This is a genomic window from Kineococcus sp. GCM10028916 (assembly GCF_042674865.1).
Lineage (GTDB): Bacteria > Actinomycetota > Actinomycetes > Actinomycetales > Kineococcaceae > Kineococcus.
In genome coordinates, this window is the sequence record NZ_JBHTFM010000006.1 from 89,527 (window position 1) to 106,061 (window position 16,535).

The window sequence follows — 16,535 nt, forward strand, 5'->3', positions numbered from 1 at the left end:
TCCTAACCGTCGGCGTCGAGAGTGACAGGCACGTCCATGGTCCGGCCGTCCCTGCGGACGCTCAGGACCACCACTTCGCCGGGTTCCCGGGCCCGGATGTCCACGATGAGCTCGACCGCCACGGTCACCGGGCGACCGTCGATCGAGAGCACGACGTCGCCCGGCCGCAGGTCCGCGCGCTCTCCCGGGCCGCCGGCGGTGACGGCGCCCGCGGCGTCCACGATCTGCACGCCCTCGCCGGTGTAGGAGTTGTCGAGCGACACGCCGATGATCGGGTGCACCGCCCGGCCGGTCCGGATGAGCTGCTCGGCCGTGCGGCGCGCCTGCTGCGAGGGGATCGAGAAGCCGAGGCCGATGCTGCCCGTCGTCGTCGCTCCGCCGGCGCCCGGAAGGCTGGCGATCGCGGAGTTGATGCCGACCACCTGGCCCGTGGAGTTGAGCAACGGGCCACCCGAGTTGCCCGGGTTGATCGCGGCGTCGGTCTGGATGGCCTGGATGTAGGAGGAGTCGCCGCCGCCGTCGCCCGCCGTGACCGGCCGGTTGAGCGCCGAGACGATCCCCTCGGTCACCGTCCCCTGGAGCCCCAGCGGGGCCCCCACGGCCACGACGGGGTCACCCACGACGACGCCCGCGGAGTCCCCGAAGGGGAGCGCCCGCAGGCCGGTGCGCTCGACGCGCACGACGGCGAGGTCGTAGGAGGTGTCGGCCCCGACGACGTCACCGCTCACCTGCACCCCGTCCTCGAAGACGACCGTCACGCCGTCGTCGAGCGCACCCGCGACGACGTGGTTGTTGGTGAGGATGAAGGTCCCCTGCCCGGCGGAGGTCTCGAGGACGAACCCCGAGCCGGTCCCGAAGCCGTCCTGGCCCTCGACCTGGAGGGCGACGACGCTGGGCAGCGCGGCCGCGGCGATCCCGGCGACGGATCCCGCGGGACGTTCGGTGCTGCCCGCCGACGGGGACGCGATCGCGACGCCGGGGTAGGTCGCGTCGGAGTCGGAGAGCTCGTCCTGCACCAGCCCGCCGGCGAACCCGCCGACCACACCGAGGAGCAGGACGGCACTGCCCGCGCCGATCCAGCGGGCGGGCGATCCACGTCGGGGAGCAGCTGCGGGCGGGGCGGCGTGGGGGTCCGAGGGAGCCTGCGGCGGAAAGGCGTCGTGCCCCGCCGGAGGCAGCCACCAGCCCTGCTCACCCGGGGTCGGGACGGGGCTCGTGGGCGGCCCCGACCAGGGGTCGCGGGCGGGCGGGGGCTGGTGCGCGCCCTCCTGCGGTCGGTCCCAGCCACCCCCGGGTGGGGACGGGGTGGCCATCAGGGTGTGGCGTTCGCCGGTGCGCTCGCGCCGGGCGTCGTGCTCGCGCTCACCGAGGGGCTCACCGCGGGCACCTGGCGGCTCACGGGAACCTCCGACGGCGCGGCCGACGGCGTGGTGCGCAGTTCGGCGACGGGCGCCTGGGAGCTCCCCCCGGGCATCCCGCCCAGGACGAGGACCCCGACGATCCCCGCTCCGAGGAGGGAGAAGGTGCCGGCCAACGCGGCCGCCACGGGTCGGCGGCGCGCACGGCGGACGACCTCACGGGCACCGGGACCCCGCGATCCGGGGGTGCGACGGGCGTCGGTGCGCGAGGGCGGGGCGACCCCGACGACGGGCCGGGCCGGCACGGCCATCGGCTTGTCGCGCGGGTGCAGCGGGCCGGAGGGCCCGCCGATGTCGAGCAGCCGGGTCACCAGGTCGTCGGACATCCGGGGAACGCCGAGGGCCTGGACCCGCGCCCGGACGAGGCGTTCGGTCTCGACGGCGTCGGCGCACTCGCTGCACCCGCGCAGGTGCTCCGCGACGCGGGCTTCGGCGTCCGCGGCGAGCCGACCGTCGACCAGCGGGCTGACCCGCGCGCCGAGGTGCGGTCCGCTCACGAGCCGTCCTCTCCGTAGGCGAGCTGCGGCGTGCCCGGCGGGGTGGGCCGGGGAGCGCGGTGGGCGAGGGCGGCGCGCAGCTGGGCGCGACCCCGGTGGATGCGGGAGCGGACGGTGCCGAGCTTGACGCCCAACGTCGCCGCGATCTCCTCGTAGGAGAGGCCCTCGATGTCGCAGAGGACGACGACCGCGCGGAAGTCCGGCGGCAGCGCGTCGAGCGCCTTCTGCACGTCGTCGTCGAGGTTGCGGTGCTCGAAGGCGCGCTCGGGACCGACGTCGGTGCTGGGCAGCTTGTCGTTGACGTCGTCCGCGAGCGCGTCGAAGCGGATGCGCTGCTTGCGACGCACCTGGTCCAGGAAGAGGTTGGTCGTGATCCGGTGGAGCCAGCCCTCGAACGTCCCGGGCTGGTAGTTCGACAGCGAGCGGAACACGCGGACGAACACCTCCTGGGTGAGGTCCTCGGCGTCGTGCCGGTTCCCCGTCAGGCGGTAGGCCAGCCGGTAGACCCGGGCGGAGTGGTCGCGGACGACCTCCTCCCAGGTGGGGGGGACCCACGTCGAGGCCGCGGCCGAGGGCGACAGCGCCGCCGGGTCGATCGCCGGTGGAACGGACCGCCCGGCGGTGTCGCCGGTGTCGTCGCTCACGGGGTTCCTCCTGGAACGGGCGGGGAAGGGGGCCGCGAACGGCACCGCCACTGCTCCCATGGTCTCCCACTCCTCACGCTCGAGCCAGTCGCCACCGGGACATCCATCCGGTCGGCGTCACAAGCTCCAACGGAGGTCTGACCTGCGCAGTTCCCACCCCACCCCTGGGCGGTGCCCTTCACCCGTCCTTCCCACTCTCGTGCACGGCGAGTTGTGGAGTGAGCACTCGGGGTGAGATCGCGGCGTGCACTACATTGCGCACGTGCCGACGCCCACGTCCCGCCCGCCCAAGCAGCCCGTCAGCTGGGCCTACACCGAGCAGTTCGTGCCCGAGGACGAGGTGCTGCAGCGGGCCCGCGCCCGCGCCGCCGACCTGGGCGTCGACCCCGTCTCCCCCGGCGTCGCCGCGGTCCTGACCGTCCTGACCGCCGCGACCCGCGCCCGCACCGTCGTCGAGGTGGGCACCGGCACCGGCGTCTCCACCCTCAGCCTGCTCCGCGGCATGGGCGAGGACGGCGTCGTGACCACCATCGACTCCGACGGCGAGGCGCAGCGTGCCGCCCGGGAGACCGTCGCCGACGACGGGATCCGCCCCAACCGGGCCCGCCTCATCAACGGCCGCGCCCTCGAGGTGCTCCCCCGCCTCACCGACGGCGCCTACGACCTCGTCCTGCTCGACGGCGACGAGCGCGAGTACTCCGCCTACCTCGAGCAGGCCTTCCGCCTGCTGCGCCCCGGCGGCCTCCTCGTCGTCGACGACGCCCTCTGGCACGGCAGGGTCACCGACCCGGCCGCCCGGGACGCCTCGACCGTCGCCCTGCGCGAGGTCGGGCGGACGGTCCTCGAGGACGGTCACTGGTACCCCTCGCTGCTGCCGACCGGCGACGGTCTGCTGCTCGCCGTCAAGCACGGCTGACCGCCGCCGCGCGGGGTCGCTCAGGCGCGCGCGAGACCTTCCAGCCACTCCACGAGCAGCCGCGCACCGAACCCCGTCGCCCCGCGCGTGACCTCGTGCTCGTTGCCGTCGGCCCGCCCGGTCCCGGCGATGTCGAGGTGGGCCCAGCGCCGCTCACCGACGAAGGGGCGCAGGAACAGCGCCGCGATGATCGAGCCCGCACCGAGGCCGGGGGTCGTGGAGACCTGACGGGCGTCGGCGAGGTCGGAGGCGATCGCCGGCAGGTAGTCGTCCACGAGGGGCATCCGCCACACCCGCTCGCCGGTGCCCTCGGCCGCGGCCGACAGCTCGGCCGCGAGGGCGTCGTCGCTGGCGAAGAGCGCGGCGTGCCGCTTGCCGAGGCCCAGGCCGGCCGCGCCGGTGAGGGTCGCGATGTCGACGATCACGTCGGGGTCCAGGGTCGCGTCGGCGTAGGCCATCGCGTCGGCGAGGACCATGCGGCCCTCGGCGTCGGTGTTGTTCACCTCCGTGGTGCGCCCGCCGTAGTGCCTCACGACGTCGCCCGGGCGGTAGGAGGAGGCCCCGAGGGCGTTCTCCGCGAGCGCCAGCAGGCCCGTGACCCTGATCGGGAGCTTCAGCGCCGCGACGGCCGCGACGGCCGCCAGCACGGCGGCCGAGCCGGCCATGTCCGTCTTCATGGCGACCATCGACTCGCGGGGTTTGAGGCCCAGGCCACCGGTGTCGAAGGTGATCCCCTTGCCGACCAGGACGACGTGCGGGACGCCGGCGCGGGCGCGGGGCGTCCAGCCGACCTGCACCAGCGCGGGGTCGGAGGCCGAACCCGCACCGACGGCGACGAGCCCCCCGAACCCCTCGCGGCGCAGCCGGTCGACGTCGCGGACCTCGACCTTCAGGCGCAGCGGGGCGGCGACCTCGTGCACCTGCGCGACCATCCACGCGGGGTCCTTGAGGTTCGACGGGGTCGCGGCGAGGTCGCGGGTCAGGATCGTCGCGCCCGCGGTCACCTCGGCGTGCCGGACGTCGGCCACGGCGACCTCGCCGAGCAGGACCAGCCGGCGCACGGGGGCCTCGGCCGCGGCCTTGCGGCCCGTCACGGGAGGCAAGTACGAGGCGAGCAGGAAGCCCTCGACGAACGCCCGCGTGCCGGCCGACCCGACGCCGTCCGCGAGCGTCGTCGCGACGTCACCGGTGCTCGCGGCGCGGGCGAGCGCTGCCCCGCTGCGTCGCAGGGAGGTGGTGGAGGAGTCCCCGACACCGACGACGACCAGCCGCTGCGGGCTGCCCTCGGGGGCGGGGACGGGCAGGCGGGTCGTGGTCGCCGCCTTGCCGCTGACCTTCTCGGCGGCGCAGAGCGCGGTCAGGTCGATGCCGTACCGGACGGCGGCGTCGGCCGCACCGGGACGCGGCTGCAGCGGTGCGTCGTCCCCCTCACCGGGGGCGACGGCGACGGCCAGGACGCTCACCCCGGACAGGTCGGCCGAGATCAGGGCGCCGCGGCGCACCTCGACGACGGGTGGGGTCCAGCGCCGCACGTCGGGGGCGGCGGAGGTGGTCGGCGTGCTCACGGTGTCGTCCTGACTCTCGTGCGGCGATCTGGTGCTGGACGACGCGGGGCGGGCACCCCTGGTGCCCGCCCCGCGTCCGTGCCTCAGCCCACGACCGAGGTGATGGCCTCTCCGAGGGCTTTGGCTTCGTCGGGCGTCATCTCGACCACGAGACGACCACCGCCTTCCAGCGGCATGCGAAGGACGATGCCGCGCCCTTCCTTGGTGACCTCCAGCGGACCGTCCCCGGTCCTCGGCTTCATGGCCGCCATCGGCGTGCTCCCTCTCGTCGTCTCGTGCTCGCGCCGGGCCCGCGGCCGGGTGCTGCGGTCGGCGTGTAGGCGTCCATCATCCCCCACCGGGACCCCCTGGTGGGCGCAGGGGCTCACCGGTGATCTCGGGGCCACCCGGGCGCTGCGGGGACGACGATCACGGTGGCCAGTCGGCGGGGGGCGAGAACCGCCACAGCCAGGCGATCCAGACCACCTGCAGCGCAAGGGAACAGACGACCCAAGCCCGCAGGACGGGGCGGCTGCGGGGCCGGAGCGCGACCAGGCCGCCGAGGGGGAAGAGGAAGATCAGGTAGCGGAAGAGACTGGTGAACGGGTCCAGGACGAGGAGCAGGTAGCCGACGTAGGCCAGGCACCACGTCCGCAGCTCGGGGCCCAGGACGGCGGTGCGTCGCGAGAGCAGCCACGCCGCGTAGCCGACGACTCCGGCGACCAGCAGCAGCGGCCCCGCGTGGTCGCCGAGGACGTACTGCGAGATCCCCCACCACGGCTTGAGGAACTCGACCTGCCCCCCGACCCGCCAGGCCCCCATCGTCGCCGTGTAGGCGTCGAGGCGGTGGGCGATCCGCCCGGCGGCGAAGGGCCACAGCAGACCCGCCGCACCGGAGGCTGCCAGCAGCACCAGGCACCGCAGCGCCTCCCGACCACCGAGCACCGCGCCGGCCCGTCGGCCCCGCCACCCGCGCACCGCGAGGTGCACCACGACGACGACCGACAACGGCACGGCGACGGGCCTGGTCACCCCGAGCAGCAGGGCGACCAGGACGGCGGGCAGGTACCGCCTGCGTTGCAGGCAGCCCAGGAAGACGACGAGCAGCGCGAGCGCGGGCCCCTCGGTGTAGGGCACCTGGAAGACCAGCGCCGTCGGGGAGACGCAGAACAGCACGGCGGCGCTCCAGGCCCCGCGACGGGCCACCGCCGGCGTGCACCGCTCGCCCAGCGCCCGCAGGACGAGGGCGTGCACCCCGACCGCGGCGACCGCCCCCGCCACCAGCGACACGATCGACCCGGCCCAGGTGAAGGGCAGGCCGAGGAGCATGGGCAACCGGGCCAGGAAGGGGGCCAGCGGGTAGAAGGCCAGCGCCGACTGCTGGACGTCGCCGGTGCTCCCCAGGGGCACCGCGCTCGGGTACCCCGTCTCGGCGATCCGGCGGTACCAGGTGGCGTCCCACAGCCCGAGCATGTCGCCGTAACCGGGGTGCGCGGGCGTCCAAGTGCTGGCCACCTGGAAGCGGGCGACCTCCGCGAGGACGATCGCGGAGAACACCCGGGCCAGCGCGTAGACGACGAGGACCCGCACCGCCGGCGGCGAGCGCAACCAGCCCAGCAGCAGCCGGGTCCGCAGTCCGAGCCTGTGGGCGGGGACGGCGGGAGCGGTCACGAAGGACCCGACAGGTCCTCGCGGGCCGCTCGGAGCACCAGCTCGAAGGCGGCGCGGCCGACCAGGGCGGGGATCGGCCCACCGCAGGCGACGAGCAGCCCCAGGCCCCGCGGGCGGACGACGATGTGCTCGGTCCACTCGACCTGCACCTGCCCGCGGTCGGCGGCCGCGGACACGACGATCTCGACCGTGCCGCCGAACACGTCACCGGTCTTGACGATGGAGACCCGACCCGGCCGGTCCGCGTCCGGCGCCTGCCAGGCCACGACCTCCATCGGGTCGACCAGGACGATCGGCCCGAGCGTCGTGGTGCCGACGAAGCGCTCACCCACCACACCGACGGGTCCGCCCTCGGGGCGGGCCACGACGGTCGAGGGGACCCACGCGGTCTGGCGGGGCCAGTCGGTGAGGACGTCGAAGACGTGCCGGACGCGGCCGGTGACGACCACCCGGGAGGTGAAGTCGATCGTGCGGGGGGTCAGTCCTCGACGCTTCGCCACGCGGCCAGCTCCTCGTCTCGTTCTCGGATCTCCTCGCGCAGCCGGTCCAGGACGGCGTCGACCTCGTCCATGCGGTACCCGCGGACGCCCAGCGAGAAGCGGACGGCGTCGACGTCGGTGGCCAGGACCGGCCCTTCGGGCAGGCCGCGGTAGGGCCGGGTGGAGGTCGCGGGTGCCATCCCGCCGCTGATCCGGCCGGTGACGACGGCCACCACGGCGCCGAGGACGAGCAGCACCAGGACCAGCAGCACCAGCGTCACGACGGGCCTCCCCCGGTCGGGGACTCCCGCCGGTCCTCGCCCGGCTGGCTGGGGAAGTCCACGAAGGTGCCCACGATCTCGGAGCTCGGCAGCGACACCCGTTCCCGCGGGGCCTGCTCGAGGTGCTCCAGGGCGGCCAGCGGGTCGTCGGTCCAGAGGATGCAGTCGAAGACGAGCGGACGGGCGAAACCGGTCGCCACGAGTCCCTCGAGCCAGGTCCGCAGCCCCGCGTAGTGCCCGCCGGAGTCCAGCACGGCCAGGGGTTTCGTGTGCAGGCCGATGGTCCGCGCGACCCAGATCTCGAAGAGCTCCTCGAGCGTGCCCAGCCCGCCGGGCAGGACGACGAACGCGTCGGCGCGGGCGTCCATCTGCGCCTTGCGCTGGCGCATGTCGTCGGTGACGACGAGTTCGCTCAGCCCCTCGGGCGGGAGTTCGAGGTCCATGAGCGCCTGCGGCATGACCCCGGTGGTCCGGGACCCCGCGGCCCGGGCCGCGGCCTCGGCCGCCCCCATGACGGAGGTGCCGCCCCCGCCGTAGACGAGGTCGTGCCCGCGTTCCCCGATGAGCCTCCCGACGGTCGCGGCGAGTTCGACGTGCGCGGGGTCGATGCCCCCGGACGCGCTGCCGTACAAGCAGATCGTGCTCACTGCACCCCCTCCAGCAGCCAGCCCGAGAGGACCTCGAGGCACTGTTCGACCTCCGCCGTGCGGCAGCGTTCGTCGTCGGCGTGCGCCGTCGCGTTGTCGCCCGGACCGTAGTTCACGGCCGGGACACCGAGCGCGGAGAAGCGGGCGACGTCCGTCCAGCCGTACTTGGGCAGCGGGGTCGTCCCCGTCCGCCGCACGAAGTCGGCGGCCGCCGGCAGGTGCAGCCCGGGTTTCGCGCCGTCGGCGGCGTCGGTGACCCGCACGTCGAAACCGGCGAAGACCTCGCGCACGTGGGCCTCCGCCCCGGCGGCGTCGATCGCGGGGGCGAAGCGGTAGTTCACCGTCACGACGCAGCGGTCGGGGACGACGTTGCCCGCGATCCCCCCGGTGATGCCGACGGCGTTGAGCCCCTCGCGGAAGACCAGTCCCTCGACCTCCAGCTCGCGCGGGACGTAGTCCGCCAGCCGGGCCAGGACGGGTGCGGCGGCGTGGATGGCGTTGGCACCGCGCCAGGCCCGGGCCGAGTGCGCGGCCCGGCCGCTCGTGGTGACCTCGGCCCGCAGGGTCCCGTTGCAGCCGCCCTCGACGACCGCGGAGGACGGTTCCAGCAGGATCGCGAAGTCGGCGGCCAGCAGGTCGGGGTGGTTGCGGGCCAGTCGGGCGAGCCCGTTCTTGGCGGCCTCCACCTCCTCGTGGTCGTAGAAGACGAAGGTGACGTCGCGCGGGGCGCCCGGCCCGGCGTCGGCGACCAGGCGGGCGAGGGCCAGCTGGACGGCGACGCCGCCCTTCATGTCGCAGGTCCCCCGCCCCACCAGGACGTCCCCCTCGGTCGGGTGGACCTCGCGGCGCACCGGGAGGTTCGGCGGGTCGGTCAGCGGCACGGTGTCCAGGTGCCCCGCGAGCAGCACGCGCTCGGCGCGACCGAGGGTCGTGCGCGCCACGACGGCGTCACCGTCCCGGGTGACCTCGAGACCGGGCAGCGCGCCCAGCGCCGCCTCGACGGCGTCGGCCAGGGCGGTCTCGTCGCCGCTCACCGAGGGGATGTCACAGACCCTGCGGGTCAGCTCGACGACGTCCGGCGCAGCTCCCGGGGAAGCGGGCGAGAGGTCGAGCGCGAGGGTGGGGGCGGTCACGTGCTTCACCCTAGCCACGCCCTCCGGCACGACGTCGGACCGAGGGCCCGGGCGCTTGTAGGGTCACGTGGGTGAGCGAGCAGAGCCCCGTCCTCAGCCCCGAGCAGCAGCCACGACGCGCCTGGGGCCACGGCCTCGCGACCGTCGCCGCCGACGGCACGGTGCTCGACGTCTGGTACCCGTTCCCCGAGCTCGGACCCAACCCGCACACCGGTTCCTACGGCGTCCCGGCCGAGCTCGCCTCCCTCGAGGACTCCGACCCGCACCGCCGGGTCAAGCAGCGCGTGGTGACCACCGAGGTCGACCTGGACTCCGCACCGGTCGACACCGCCGACGCCTACCTGCGCCTGCACCTGCTCTCCCACCGTCTGGTGGCGCCGCACGGTCTCGTGCTGGACGGCCTGTTCGGGGTCCTCGCCAACGTGGTGTGGACCAACCACGGCCCCTGCGCCGTCACGGACTTCGAACGCACCCGCCTCGCGCTGCGCGCGAACGTCGGGCCGGTGACGGTCTACGGGATCGACAAGTTCCCGCGGATGGTCGACTACGTGCTGCCCAGCGGTGTCCGGATCGCCGACGCGGACCGCGTCCGGCTCGGCGCGCACCTCGCCCCGGGCACGACGGTCATGCACGAGGGTTTCGTGAACTTCAACGCCGGCACCGTCGGGGTGTCGATGGTCGAGGGCCGCATCTCCGCGGGGGTCGTCGTCGGCGACGGTTCCGACGTCGGGGGCGGTGCCTCGATCATGGGGACGCTGTCCGGCGGCGGCAAGGAGGTCGTGAGCATCGGCGAACGCACCCTGCTCGGCGCGAACTCCGGCACCGGCATCGCGCTGGGCGACGACTGCGTGGTGGAGGCCGGGACCTACGTGACGGCCGGTACCAAGGTGACCCTGCTGGGCCAGGACGGCGCTCCGGACCGGGTGGTCTCCGCCCGCACGCTGTCCGGCGCGAACGGTCTGCTGTTCCGCCGCAACTCCGTCTCCGGCCAGGTCGAGGCTCTTCCCCGCAAGGGCGTGAAGGTCGAGCTCAACCCTGCGCTGCACGCCAACTGAGGTGCCCGCGAGCCCCCGCGGACGCACCCGACGCGCCTCCCCCGGACGACGCCACACCCGGCGTCTGCGACTCGTGACGACGCTCGCCGTCGTCGCGGTGGTCACGACGGCCGGGGTGGTGTGGATCACCCGCGACGAGGACGCCCCGGTCGTGCGCGAACGTTGCTCCGCGAGCGTCGACGGGGAGTCCACCTCGATGTCCCCGGAGCAGGCGGCGAACGCCGCCACCGTCGTGGGCCTGTCCGTCCGGCGCGGCATGCCCGCCCGGGCCGCGACCATCGCCGTCGCGACGATCGTGCAGGAGTCGGGCATGCGCAACCTCGACCACGGCGACCGCGACTCCCTGGGGTTGTTCCAGCAGCGTCCCTCCCAGGGCTGGGGCACCCCCGAGCAGGTCCGCGACCCCGTCTACGCGAGCAACGCGTTCTACGACGCGCTGGAGAAGGTCGACGGCTACCGCGACCTGCCCGTCACCGAGGCGGCCCAGCGCGTGCAGCGCAGCGGTTTCCCCCTCGCCTACGGCGACCACGAACCCGAGGCCCGGCTCGTGGCCTCGACGCTGACCGGCTACGACCCGCGCGGTTTCAGCTGCCACCTGCGTTCGCTCGACGTGGGCCTCGAGGTCGGGGGCGACGAGCAGCTGACCCCCAGCGCCCAGTCGGTCGCCGACGCCGCCACCGCCCAGGTGACGACCCTGGCGCCGTCGATCGTGGCCGGGACCGGCGGCCGGGGTTTCCGGTTCCAGGTCGAGGGCAGCGACGCCGGACGCACCGCCTGGGCGATCGCCGCCTGGGCCGTCGCGAGCGCAGGCACCCACCCGGTGACCGAGGTGAGCGTGAACGGCTACCGCTGGACCCGTGACACCTCGGGCCGCGGCTGGGTGCAGACCGCCACCGGCCTGCCCGACGACGAGGTCCAGGTCCGCGTCGGCTGAGCCCCCGCGAAGACTTCTGGGGAGTTCTCCACCCTTCCGGAGCTCTCGAAGGGTGGAAGACTCCCCAGGAGTTGGAGCGGGGAGTCAGCGGCCGGAGATCTCCGTGTAGTCGCGCGCACCCTCGCCGATGTACACCTGGCGGGGACGGCCGATCTTCGTGGCGGGGTCGTTGATCATCTCGCGCCACTGCGCGATCCAGCCGGGAAGACGCCCGAGCGCGAACAGCACGGTGAACATCTTGGTCGGGAAACCCATGGCCTTGTAGATGATGCCGGTGTAGAAGTCCACGTTCGGGTAGAGCTTGCGCTCGACGAAGTAGTCGTCGTGCAGCGCGATCTCCTCCAGGCGCATGGCGATCTCGAGGAGTTCGTCCTGCACGCCGAGGCCGGAGAGGATCTGGTCGGCGGTCTTCTTCACGATCGCCGCGCGCGGGTCGTAGTTCTTGTACACCCGGTGGCCGAAGCCCATCAGGCGCACACCCTTCTCCTTGTTCTTGACCTTCGTCATGAACGTGTCGACGTCGTCGTCGGAGGTGCGGATGGCGTCCAGCATGTCGAGGACGGCGGAGTTCGCCCCACCGTGCAGCGGCCCGGAGAGGGCGTGGATCCCGGCGGAGACGGAGGCGAAGAGGTTGGCCTGGCCGGAGCCGACGAGACGCACCGTCGAGGTCGAGCAGTTCTGCTCGTGGTCGGCGTGCAGGATCAGCAGCTGGTCCAGCGCCTTGGACATCACCGGGTCGACCTCGTAGTCCTCGGCCGGGTTGCCGAAGGCGAGGCGGGTGAAGTTCTCGACGAGGCCGAGGCGGTTGTCCGGGTAGAGCAGGGGCTGGCCCAGCGACTTGCGGTGCGCGTAGGCCGCGATCGTCGGCAGCTTGGCGAGGAGGCGGATGGTGGAGAGTTCCACCTGCTCCTCGTCGAAGGGGTTGAGGGAGTTGGGGTAGAACGTCGACAGCGCGCTGACGGCGCTGGAGAGCACGGGCATGGGGTGGGCGTCGCGGGGGAACCCGTCGAAGAACCGCTTGAGGTCCTCGTGCAGCAGCGTGTGCCGCTGGATCCGCTCGGTGAAGCCGGACAGCTCGCTCGCCGAGGGCAGGTGCCCGTAGATGAGCAGGTAGCTCGTCTCGACGAACGTGGACTTCTCGGCGAGCTGCTCGATGGGGTACCCGCGGTAGCGCAGGATCCCGGCGTCGCCGTCGATGTAGGTGACCGCCGACGTGCAGGAGGCGGTGTTGGTGAAGCCGGAGTCGAGGGTGACCAGTCCGGTCTCCTTGAGGAGACTGCCGATGCCGAAGCCGGCAGCACCCTCGGTGGCAGGGGTCACGGGGAGGTCGAGCTCGCCACCTGCGTGCTTCAGCGTCACGGAGTCAGCCATGCCGCCGACCGTACCCGCCCCCGCCGACGGTGCCCAACACAGGTCCGTCACACCTGTGGAGGGCACCCGCGTGGGCACGGTCAGGCGAGGTCCGCCAGACGGGCGGGGACCTCCGCGATGCGTTCATCGGTCGCCGTCAGCGCGATCCGGACGTGCTGGGCCCCGGGCGGTCCGTAGAAGTCCCCGGGGGCCGCGAGGATCCCCCGCTGCGCCAGCAGGTCGATCGTGGTCCGGCTGGGTTCCGCCCGGGTGCTCCAGAGGTACAACCCGGCGCCGGAGTGGTCGATCCGGAAACCCGCGCGCTGCAACGCCGGACGCAGCAGGTCGCGCCGGGCGCGGTAGCGCTCGCGCTGCGCCGCGACGTGCCCGTCGTCGCTCACCGCGGCCTGCAGGGCGACCTGCACGGGCCAGGGCACGATCATCCCGGCGTGCTTGCGCAGTTCGAGCAGTTCCCGCACCAGCGCGACGTCACCCGCCACGAACGCGGCGCGGTAGCCGGCGAGGTTCGACTGCTTCGAGGTGGAGTAGGCGACGAGCAGTCCGGTGTGGTCACCGTCACACACCCGCGGGTCGAGGACGGAGGGCACGAGACCACCGCGGGTCACGTCGTGCGCCTCGTCCCAGCCGAGTTCGGCGTAGCACTCGTCGGAGGCCACGACCACGTCGTGGGCCCGGGCCCAGGCGACGAGGGCGGCGAGCTCCTCGACCGTGCGCACGGCGCCGGTCGGGTTGGACGGGGAGTTCAGCCAGAGCAGCCGGATGCGGGACCCGGTCTCCCAGGCGGCGTCGAGCTCCTCGACGGTGTCGGCGCCCAGCGGGGTGGCCCGGGCCAGGCGCGCCCCGACGTCGTAGGTCGGGTACGCGACCGACGGGTGGGCGACGACGTCACCCGCCTCGAGGCCGAGGAGCAGGGGCAGCCAGGCGACCAGTTCCTTGGAACCGACCGTGGGCAGGACCCCGTCGGGATCGAGGGTCGCGACACCCCGGCGTCGGGCGAACCAGGCCGCGACGGCCTCGCGCAGCGGGGCGGTGCCGTAGGTCTGGGGGTACCCGGGGGCGTTGGCGGCCGAGCGCAACGCCTCGGCCACGACCTCGGGGGTCGCGTCGACGGGGGTGCCGACCGAGAGGTCGACGATCCCCCCGGGGTGGGCCGCCGCGAGGGCCTTGGCCCCCGCGAGGGAGTCCCAGGGGAAGTCGGGCAGGGACGCGCCGACCCGGCGGCGCGGCGGGTGCTGCTGGGTCGGCGCGCTCACCTCAGTGGCCTTCGCCCTGCGGCGGGACCGCGGCGACCACCGGGTGGTCGGAGTCGATGACGCCCATCTTGGCGGCGCCACCGGGCGAGCCGACCGTGTCGAAGAACTCGACGTTGGCGGCGGTGAAGGCGGACCACTGGTCGGGGACGTCGTCCTCGTAGTAGATCGCCTCGACCGGGCAGACGGGCTCGCACGCTCCGCAGTCCACGCACTCGTCGGGCTGGATGTAGAGCGATCGCTTGCCTTCGTAGATGCAGTCGACCGGGCACTCTTCGATGCAGGCCTTGTCCTTGACGTCGACGCAGGGCTGCGCGATGACGTAGGTCACGGGTTGTCCTCCTCCTCCGGCGGACGGGCGGCCGGACGCGCTGCCTAGTATCGCCGACGCACGTCGATCGTCGTGCACGACCACCACCTCGGGGGGCAGCGCAGTGGCCGAGGTCACCCGCACGCACGTGATCGAGGACCTCCAGGTGGGTTCCCGGGTGGTCGTGCGACACCGCCTCCCCGACGGCGCGGCCTCCGACGCGCTGGGCGACCTGGTCGCCGCGGACGACACCACGCTGCGGGTCCGGACCCGCCGCGGCGAGGTCACGCTCGCCCGCGCGGACGTCCTCGCGGCCAAGGTCGTCCCGCCACCGCCGGCCCGCAAGGGCCCCCCGCACACCGCGATCGGCACCGACGACCTCGAGCGGGTGATGGCGGAGCACTGGCGTCCGCTGGAACGACTCGACCTCGGCACCTGGCGGTTGCGGGCGAGCGAGGGGTTCACCGGCCGGGGCAACTCCGCGCTGGCGCTGGGTGAGCCCGGGGTGGCGGACGCGATCGAGCGGGTCGAGCGCTTCTACGCCGAGCGCGGTCTGCCGGCGGTGGTCGCGGTGGCCCACCCGGCCGACGGGCTCGGAGCGGGCGTGCCGCTGGTCGACGACCTCGCGGCCCGCGGCTGGAGCGTCCGCACGCCGACGGTGGTCATGACGGCCGCCACGGACGACCTGCCCGGGGCGGGCGAGGCGCCGCTCCCGATCGGCCTGCACGTCGAGCGCGGCGGGGAACCCGACGCCGCGTGGCTGGCGCGCTACCACTACCAGGGTCGTCCCGACGTCCCGCCCGCCGGCCGCCGGATCCTCGTCTCCGCCGACGAGCAGGTCTTCCTGCGCGTCCTCGACGGCGAGGAGACCGTGGCGATCGCCCGCGGATCCCTCTCCCCCGGCTGGGCCGGGGTGACGGCCGTCGAGACCGCGCCCTCGCACCGGCGGCGGGGGCTGGGTGCCCGCCTGCTCGCGGAGGTCGCCGACTGGGCCCGCGACCGCGGCGCGGCCTCGACCTACCTGCAGGTGCAGGGCGACAACGCCGGCGCCCGCGCGTTGTACGAGGGCGCCGGTTTCACCGTCCACCACGCCTACCACTACCGGGTCGCGCCCTCCGCCTGAACGACGGAGGCGTGGGTGCCGACGTCCCACACGAACGGCGGTTCGGTGCCGTTGACCGACCAGTCGCCGACGATCCGTTGCTTGTAGATCACCGGGTTGTGCGAGGCCACCGTGCGGGCGTTGCGCCAGTGCCGGTCGAGGTCGCGGGCCCGTGAGGTGCCCGACGCGCCGAGGGTGTTGAAGAGCAGCGTCGCGGCGCGCGGGACGGTGTCCGAGAGCACGACCTGGGCCTGGGCGGTCCGGATCTCGGCCTCGACGTTCGCCGCCCGGTCCGCCGCCGTCCCCGGCCGGTGTGCGGTGTCGGCGGCGGACTGGACCGCCTGCGCCGCAGCGCGGGTCAGGGAGCGGGCGGTGAACGCGATCGAGGAGATCTCGCCGGCCACCGACAGCACCTGGGCGTCGTTCCTGACGAGCGGGGCCAACCCGTGGGTGTAGCTGCGGGTCCGGGTGCGGACCTCGTGCGCGGTGTCGCGTTCGACCGCCGCGGCGATCCCGGCGTGCACGGCCAGCAGGACGAGTTGGTACAGCGCGGTCTGGTAGCGGAACCGGGTGGTGAACGGGGAGACGTCGTCGGCGTCGATCTCCACGTCGTCGAGCTCGAGGGTCCCGGTCCCGGTGAGCTGCTGCCCGAAACCGTCCCAGTCGTCGGAGACGCGAACCCCTCGACCCCGGACGGGCACCAGGGCGGTCACGACCTCGTAGGTGCCGTCCGGGAGGCGTCGGCGGGCGGTCGCGTCGGTCCAGTCGGCGTAGATCGTGCCGGTCGTGTAGTACTTCCGGCCCGAGATCGCGGTGCGTCCGTCCCGGGTGGTGACGATCGTCTGCTGCTCACCGGTGACCCCGTCACCGACCTCGCTCCAGGAGTTCCCGACCATCTCCCCCGCGACCAGCCGCGCGATCCAGCGCGAGCGGTACTCCCCCACCGGCAGGCTCAGGACCTGCTCCACCCAGGCGATGTGGCCGCGGAAGATCTGCGGCAGGTTCGAGTCGGCGGCCGCGAGGTCGACCAGCAGGTCGGTGAACTCGACGAGGTCGAGACCGCCACCACCCTCCTCGACGGGGATGCGCAACCGACCGAACCCGGCGTCGAGGAGTTCCCGGACCTGGTCCCGTGGCAGTTCGTGGTCCTGCTCGCGCGTCACGGTACCGGCCGCGATCCGTTGCAGCAGCGGCGTGAAGCGTTCCCGCACATCGGGTTCGGCGGTGGGTTCCAGGGTGGTGCTCACGGAGCTCTCCTCGATCGTGGACGCGTCGGCGTCCGG

Annotated in this window: 18 protein-coding genes; 4 read left to right on the top strand and 14 right to left on the bottom strand. The window is 73.9% G+C overall.

Annotation, left to right across the window (positions count from 1 at the left end):
• Positions 1–2: 2 nt before the first annotated feature.
• From ACFQ46_RS07610 to sigE, 3 genes are read right to left on the bottom strand one after another with little or no spacing between them, the layout of a single operon-like run.
• A complete protein-coding gene (locus ACFQ46_RS07610; RefSeq protein ID WP_380258762.1) occupies positions 3–1,313 on the bottom strand; it encodes a S1C family serine protease in 1,311 nt (436 codons plus the stop codon).
• On the bottom strand, positions 1,313–1,915 hold the full coding sequence (locus ACFQ46_RS07615) for an anti-sigma factor family protein (RefSeq protein ID WP_380258764.1): 603 nt from the start codon (positions 1,913–1,915) through the stop codon (positions 1,313–1,315). Before ACFQ46_RS07615 ends, ACFQ46_RS07610 begins: the two co-directional genes overlap by 1 nt.
• Positions 1,912–2,619, bottom strand: coding sequence for an RNA polymerase sigma factor SigE (gene sigE / locus ACFQ46_RS07620; protein ID WP_380258766.1), 708 nt, complete (start codon positions 2,617–2,619; stop codon positions 1,912–1,914). Before sigE ends, ACFQ46_RS07615 begins: the two co-directional genes overlap by 4 nt.
• 202 nt (positions 2,620–2,821) lie before the next feature.
• Here sigE and ACFQ46_RS07625 point away from each other — a divergent pair, with 202 nt between their 5' ends.
• Positions 2,822–3,475: an O-methyltransferase gene (locus tag ACFQ46_RS07625; RefSeq protein ID WP_380258768.1), complete on the top strand. Its 654-nt coding sequence runs from the start codon at positions 2,822–2,824 to the stop codon at positions 3,473–3,475.
• A gap of 20 nt (positions 3,476–3,495) precedes the next feature.
• Here ACFQ46_RS07625 and ACFQ46_RS07630 read toward each other — a convergent pair whose 3' ends face one another.
• From ACFQ46_RS07630 to dapE, 7 genes are all read right to left on the bottom strand, one after another.
• On the bottom strand, positions 3,496–5,040 hold the full coding sequence (locus tag ACFQ46_RS07630; protein ID WP_380258770.1) for a leucyl aminopeptidase family protein: 1,545 nt from the start codon (positions 5,038–5,040) through the stop codon (positions 3,496–3,498).
• An 83-nt stretch (positions 5,041–5,123) separates the two neighbouring features.
• Complete coding sequence (locus ACFQ46_RS07635; protein ID WP_106210338.1) at positions 5,124–5,291, bottom strand: DUF3117 domain-containing protein; 168 nt, start codon at positions 5,289–5,291, stop codon at positions 5,124–5,126.
• Between the two features lie 157 nt (positions 5,292–5,448).
• Complete coding sequence (locus ACFQ46_RS07640) at positions 5,449–6,690, bottom strand: hypothetical protein (protein ID WP_380258772.1); 1,242 nt, start codon at positions 6,688–6,690, stop codon at positions 5,449–5,451.
• Positions 6,687–7,190, bottom strand: coding sequence for an SRPBCC family protein (locus tag ACFQ46_RS07645; RefSeq protein ID WP_328292398.1), 504 nt, complete (start codon positions 7,188–7,190; stop codon positions 6,687–6,689). The genes ACFQ46_RS07640 and ACFQ46_RS07645 overlap by 4 nt, the downstream gene beginning before the upstream one ends.
• Complete coding sequence (locus tag ACFQ46_RS07650) at positions 7,169–7,450, bottom strand: DivIVA domain-containing protein (protein ID WP_380258774.1); 282 nt, start codon at positions 7,448–7,450, stop codon at positions 7,169–7,171. The genes ACFQ46_RS07645 and ACFQ46_RS07650 overlap by 22 nt, the downstream gene beginning before the upstream one ends.
• Positions 7,447–8,097 carry a TIGR00730 family Rossman fold protein gene (locus ACFQ46_RS07655; protein WP_380258776.1) on the bottom strand — a complete coding sequence of 217 codons (651 nt, stop codon included), beginning with the start codon at positions 8,095–8,097 and terminating at the stop codon, positions 7,447–7,449. Before ACFQ46_RS07655 ends, ACFQ46_RS07650 begins: the two co-directional genes overlap by 4 nt.
• On the bottom strand, positions 8,094–9,230 hold the full coding sequence (dapE, locus tag ACFQ46_RS07660) for a succinyl-diaminopimelate desuccinylase (RefSeq protein WP_380258778.1): 1,137 nt from the start codon (positions 9,228–9,230) through the stop codon (positions 8,094–8,096). The genes ACFQ46_RS07655 and dapE overlap by 4 nt, the downstream gene beginning before the upstream one ends.
• A 71-nt stretch (positions 9,231–9,301) precedes the next feature.
• On the opposite strand from dapE, the gene dapD reads away from it, so the two are divergent.
• Together dapD and ACFQ46_RS07670 are read left to right on the top strand one after the other, a co-directional pair.
• Positions 9,302–10,285, top strand: a complete 984-nt coding sequence (dapD, locus tag ACFQ46_RS07665) for a 2,3,4,5-tetrahydropyridine-2,6-dicarboxylate N-succinyltransferase (protein WP_380161362.1) — start codon at positions 9,302–9,304, stop codon at positions 10,283–10,285.
• Between the two features lies 1 nt (position 10,286).
• Entirely contained in the window at positions 10,287–11,219 is a 933-nt protein-coding gene (locus tag ACFQ46_RS07670) for a hypothetical protein (protein ID WP_380258780.1), read from the top strand.
• 84 nt (positions 11,220–11,303) lie between these two features.
• Here the strand turns inward: ACFQ46_RS07670 and ACFQ46_RS07675 are convergent, their stop codons facing one another.
• From ACFQ46_RS07675 to fdxA, 3 genes are all read right to left on the bottom strand, one after another.
• A complete protein-coding gene (locus ACFQ46_RS07675; RefSeq protein ID WP_380258782.1) occupies positions 11,304–12,590 on the bottom strand; it encodes a citrate synthase in 1,287 nt (428 codons plus the stop codon).
• 80 nt (positions 12,591–12,670) lie between these two features.
• Positions 12,671–13,843 (bottom strand): succinyldiaminopimelate transaminase, encoded by a 1,173-nt coding sequence (gene dapC, locus ACFQ46_RS07680; RefSeq protein ID WP_380258784.1) that lies wholly within the window; start codon positions 13,841–13,843, stop codon positions 12,671–12,673.
• A 1-nt stretch (position 13,844) separates the two neighbouring features.
• Positions 13,845–14,171, bottom strand: a complete 327-nt coding sequence (gene fdxA, locus ACFQ46_RS07685; protein WP_380258786.1) for a ferredoxin — start codon at positions 14,169–14,171, stop codon at positions 13,845–13,847.
• Positions 14,172–14,298: 127 nt separating this feature from the next.
• On the opposite strand from fdxA, the gene ACFQ46_RS07690 reads away from it, so the two are divergent.
• Positions 14,299–15,273 carry a GNAT family N-acetyltransferase gene (locus tag ACFQ46_RS07690; protein ID WP_380258788.1) on the top strand — a complete coding sequence of 325 codons (975 nt, stop codon included), beginning with the start codon at positions 14,299–14,301 and terminating at the stop codon, positions 15,271–15,273.
• Here the strand turns inward: ACFQ46_RS07690 and ACFQ46_RS07695 are convergent.
• Positions 15,249–16,499 carry an acyl-CoA dehydrogenase family protein gene (locus ACFQ46_RS07695; protein WP_380258790.1) on the bottom strand — a complete coding sequence of 417 codons (1,251 nt, stop codon included), beginning with the start codon at positions 16,497–16,499 and terminating at the stop codon, positions 15,249–15,251. The two genes, ACFQ46_RS07690 and ACFQ46_RS07695, sit on opposite strands and share 25 nt — an antisense overlap.
• Between the last annotated feature and the right edge of the window lie 36 nt (positions 16,500–16,535).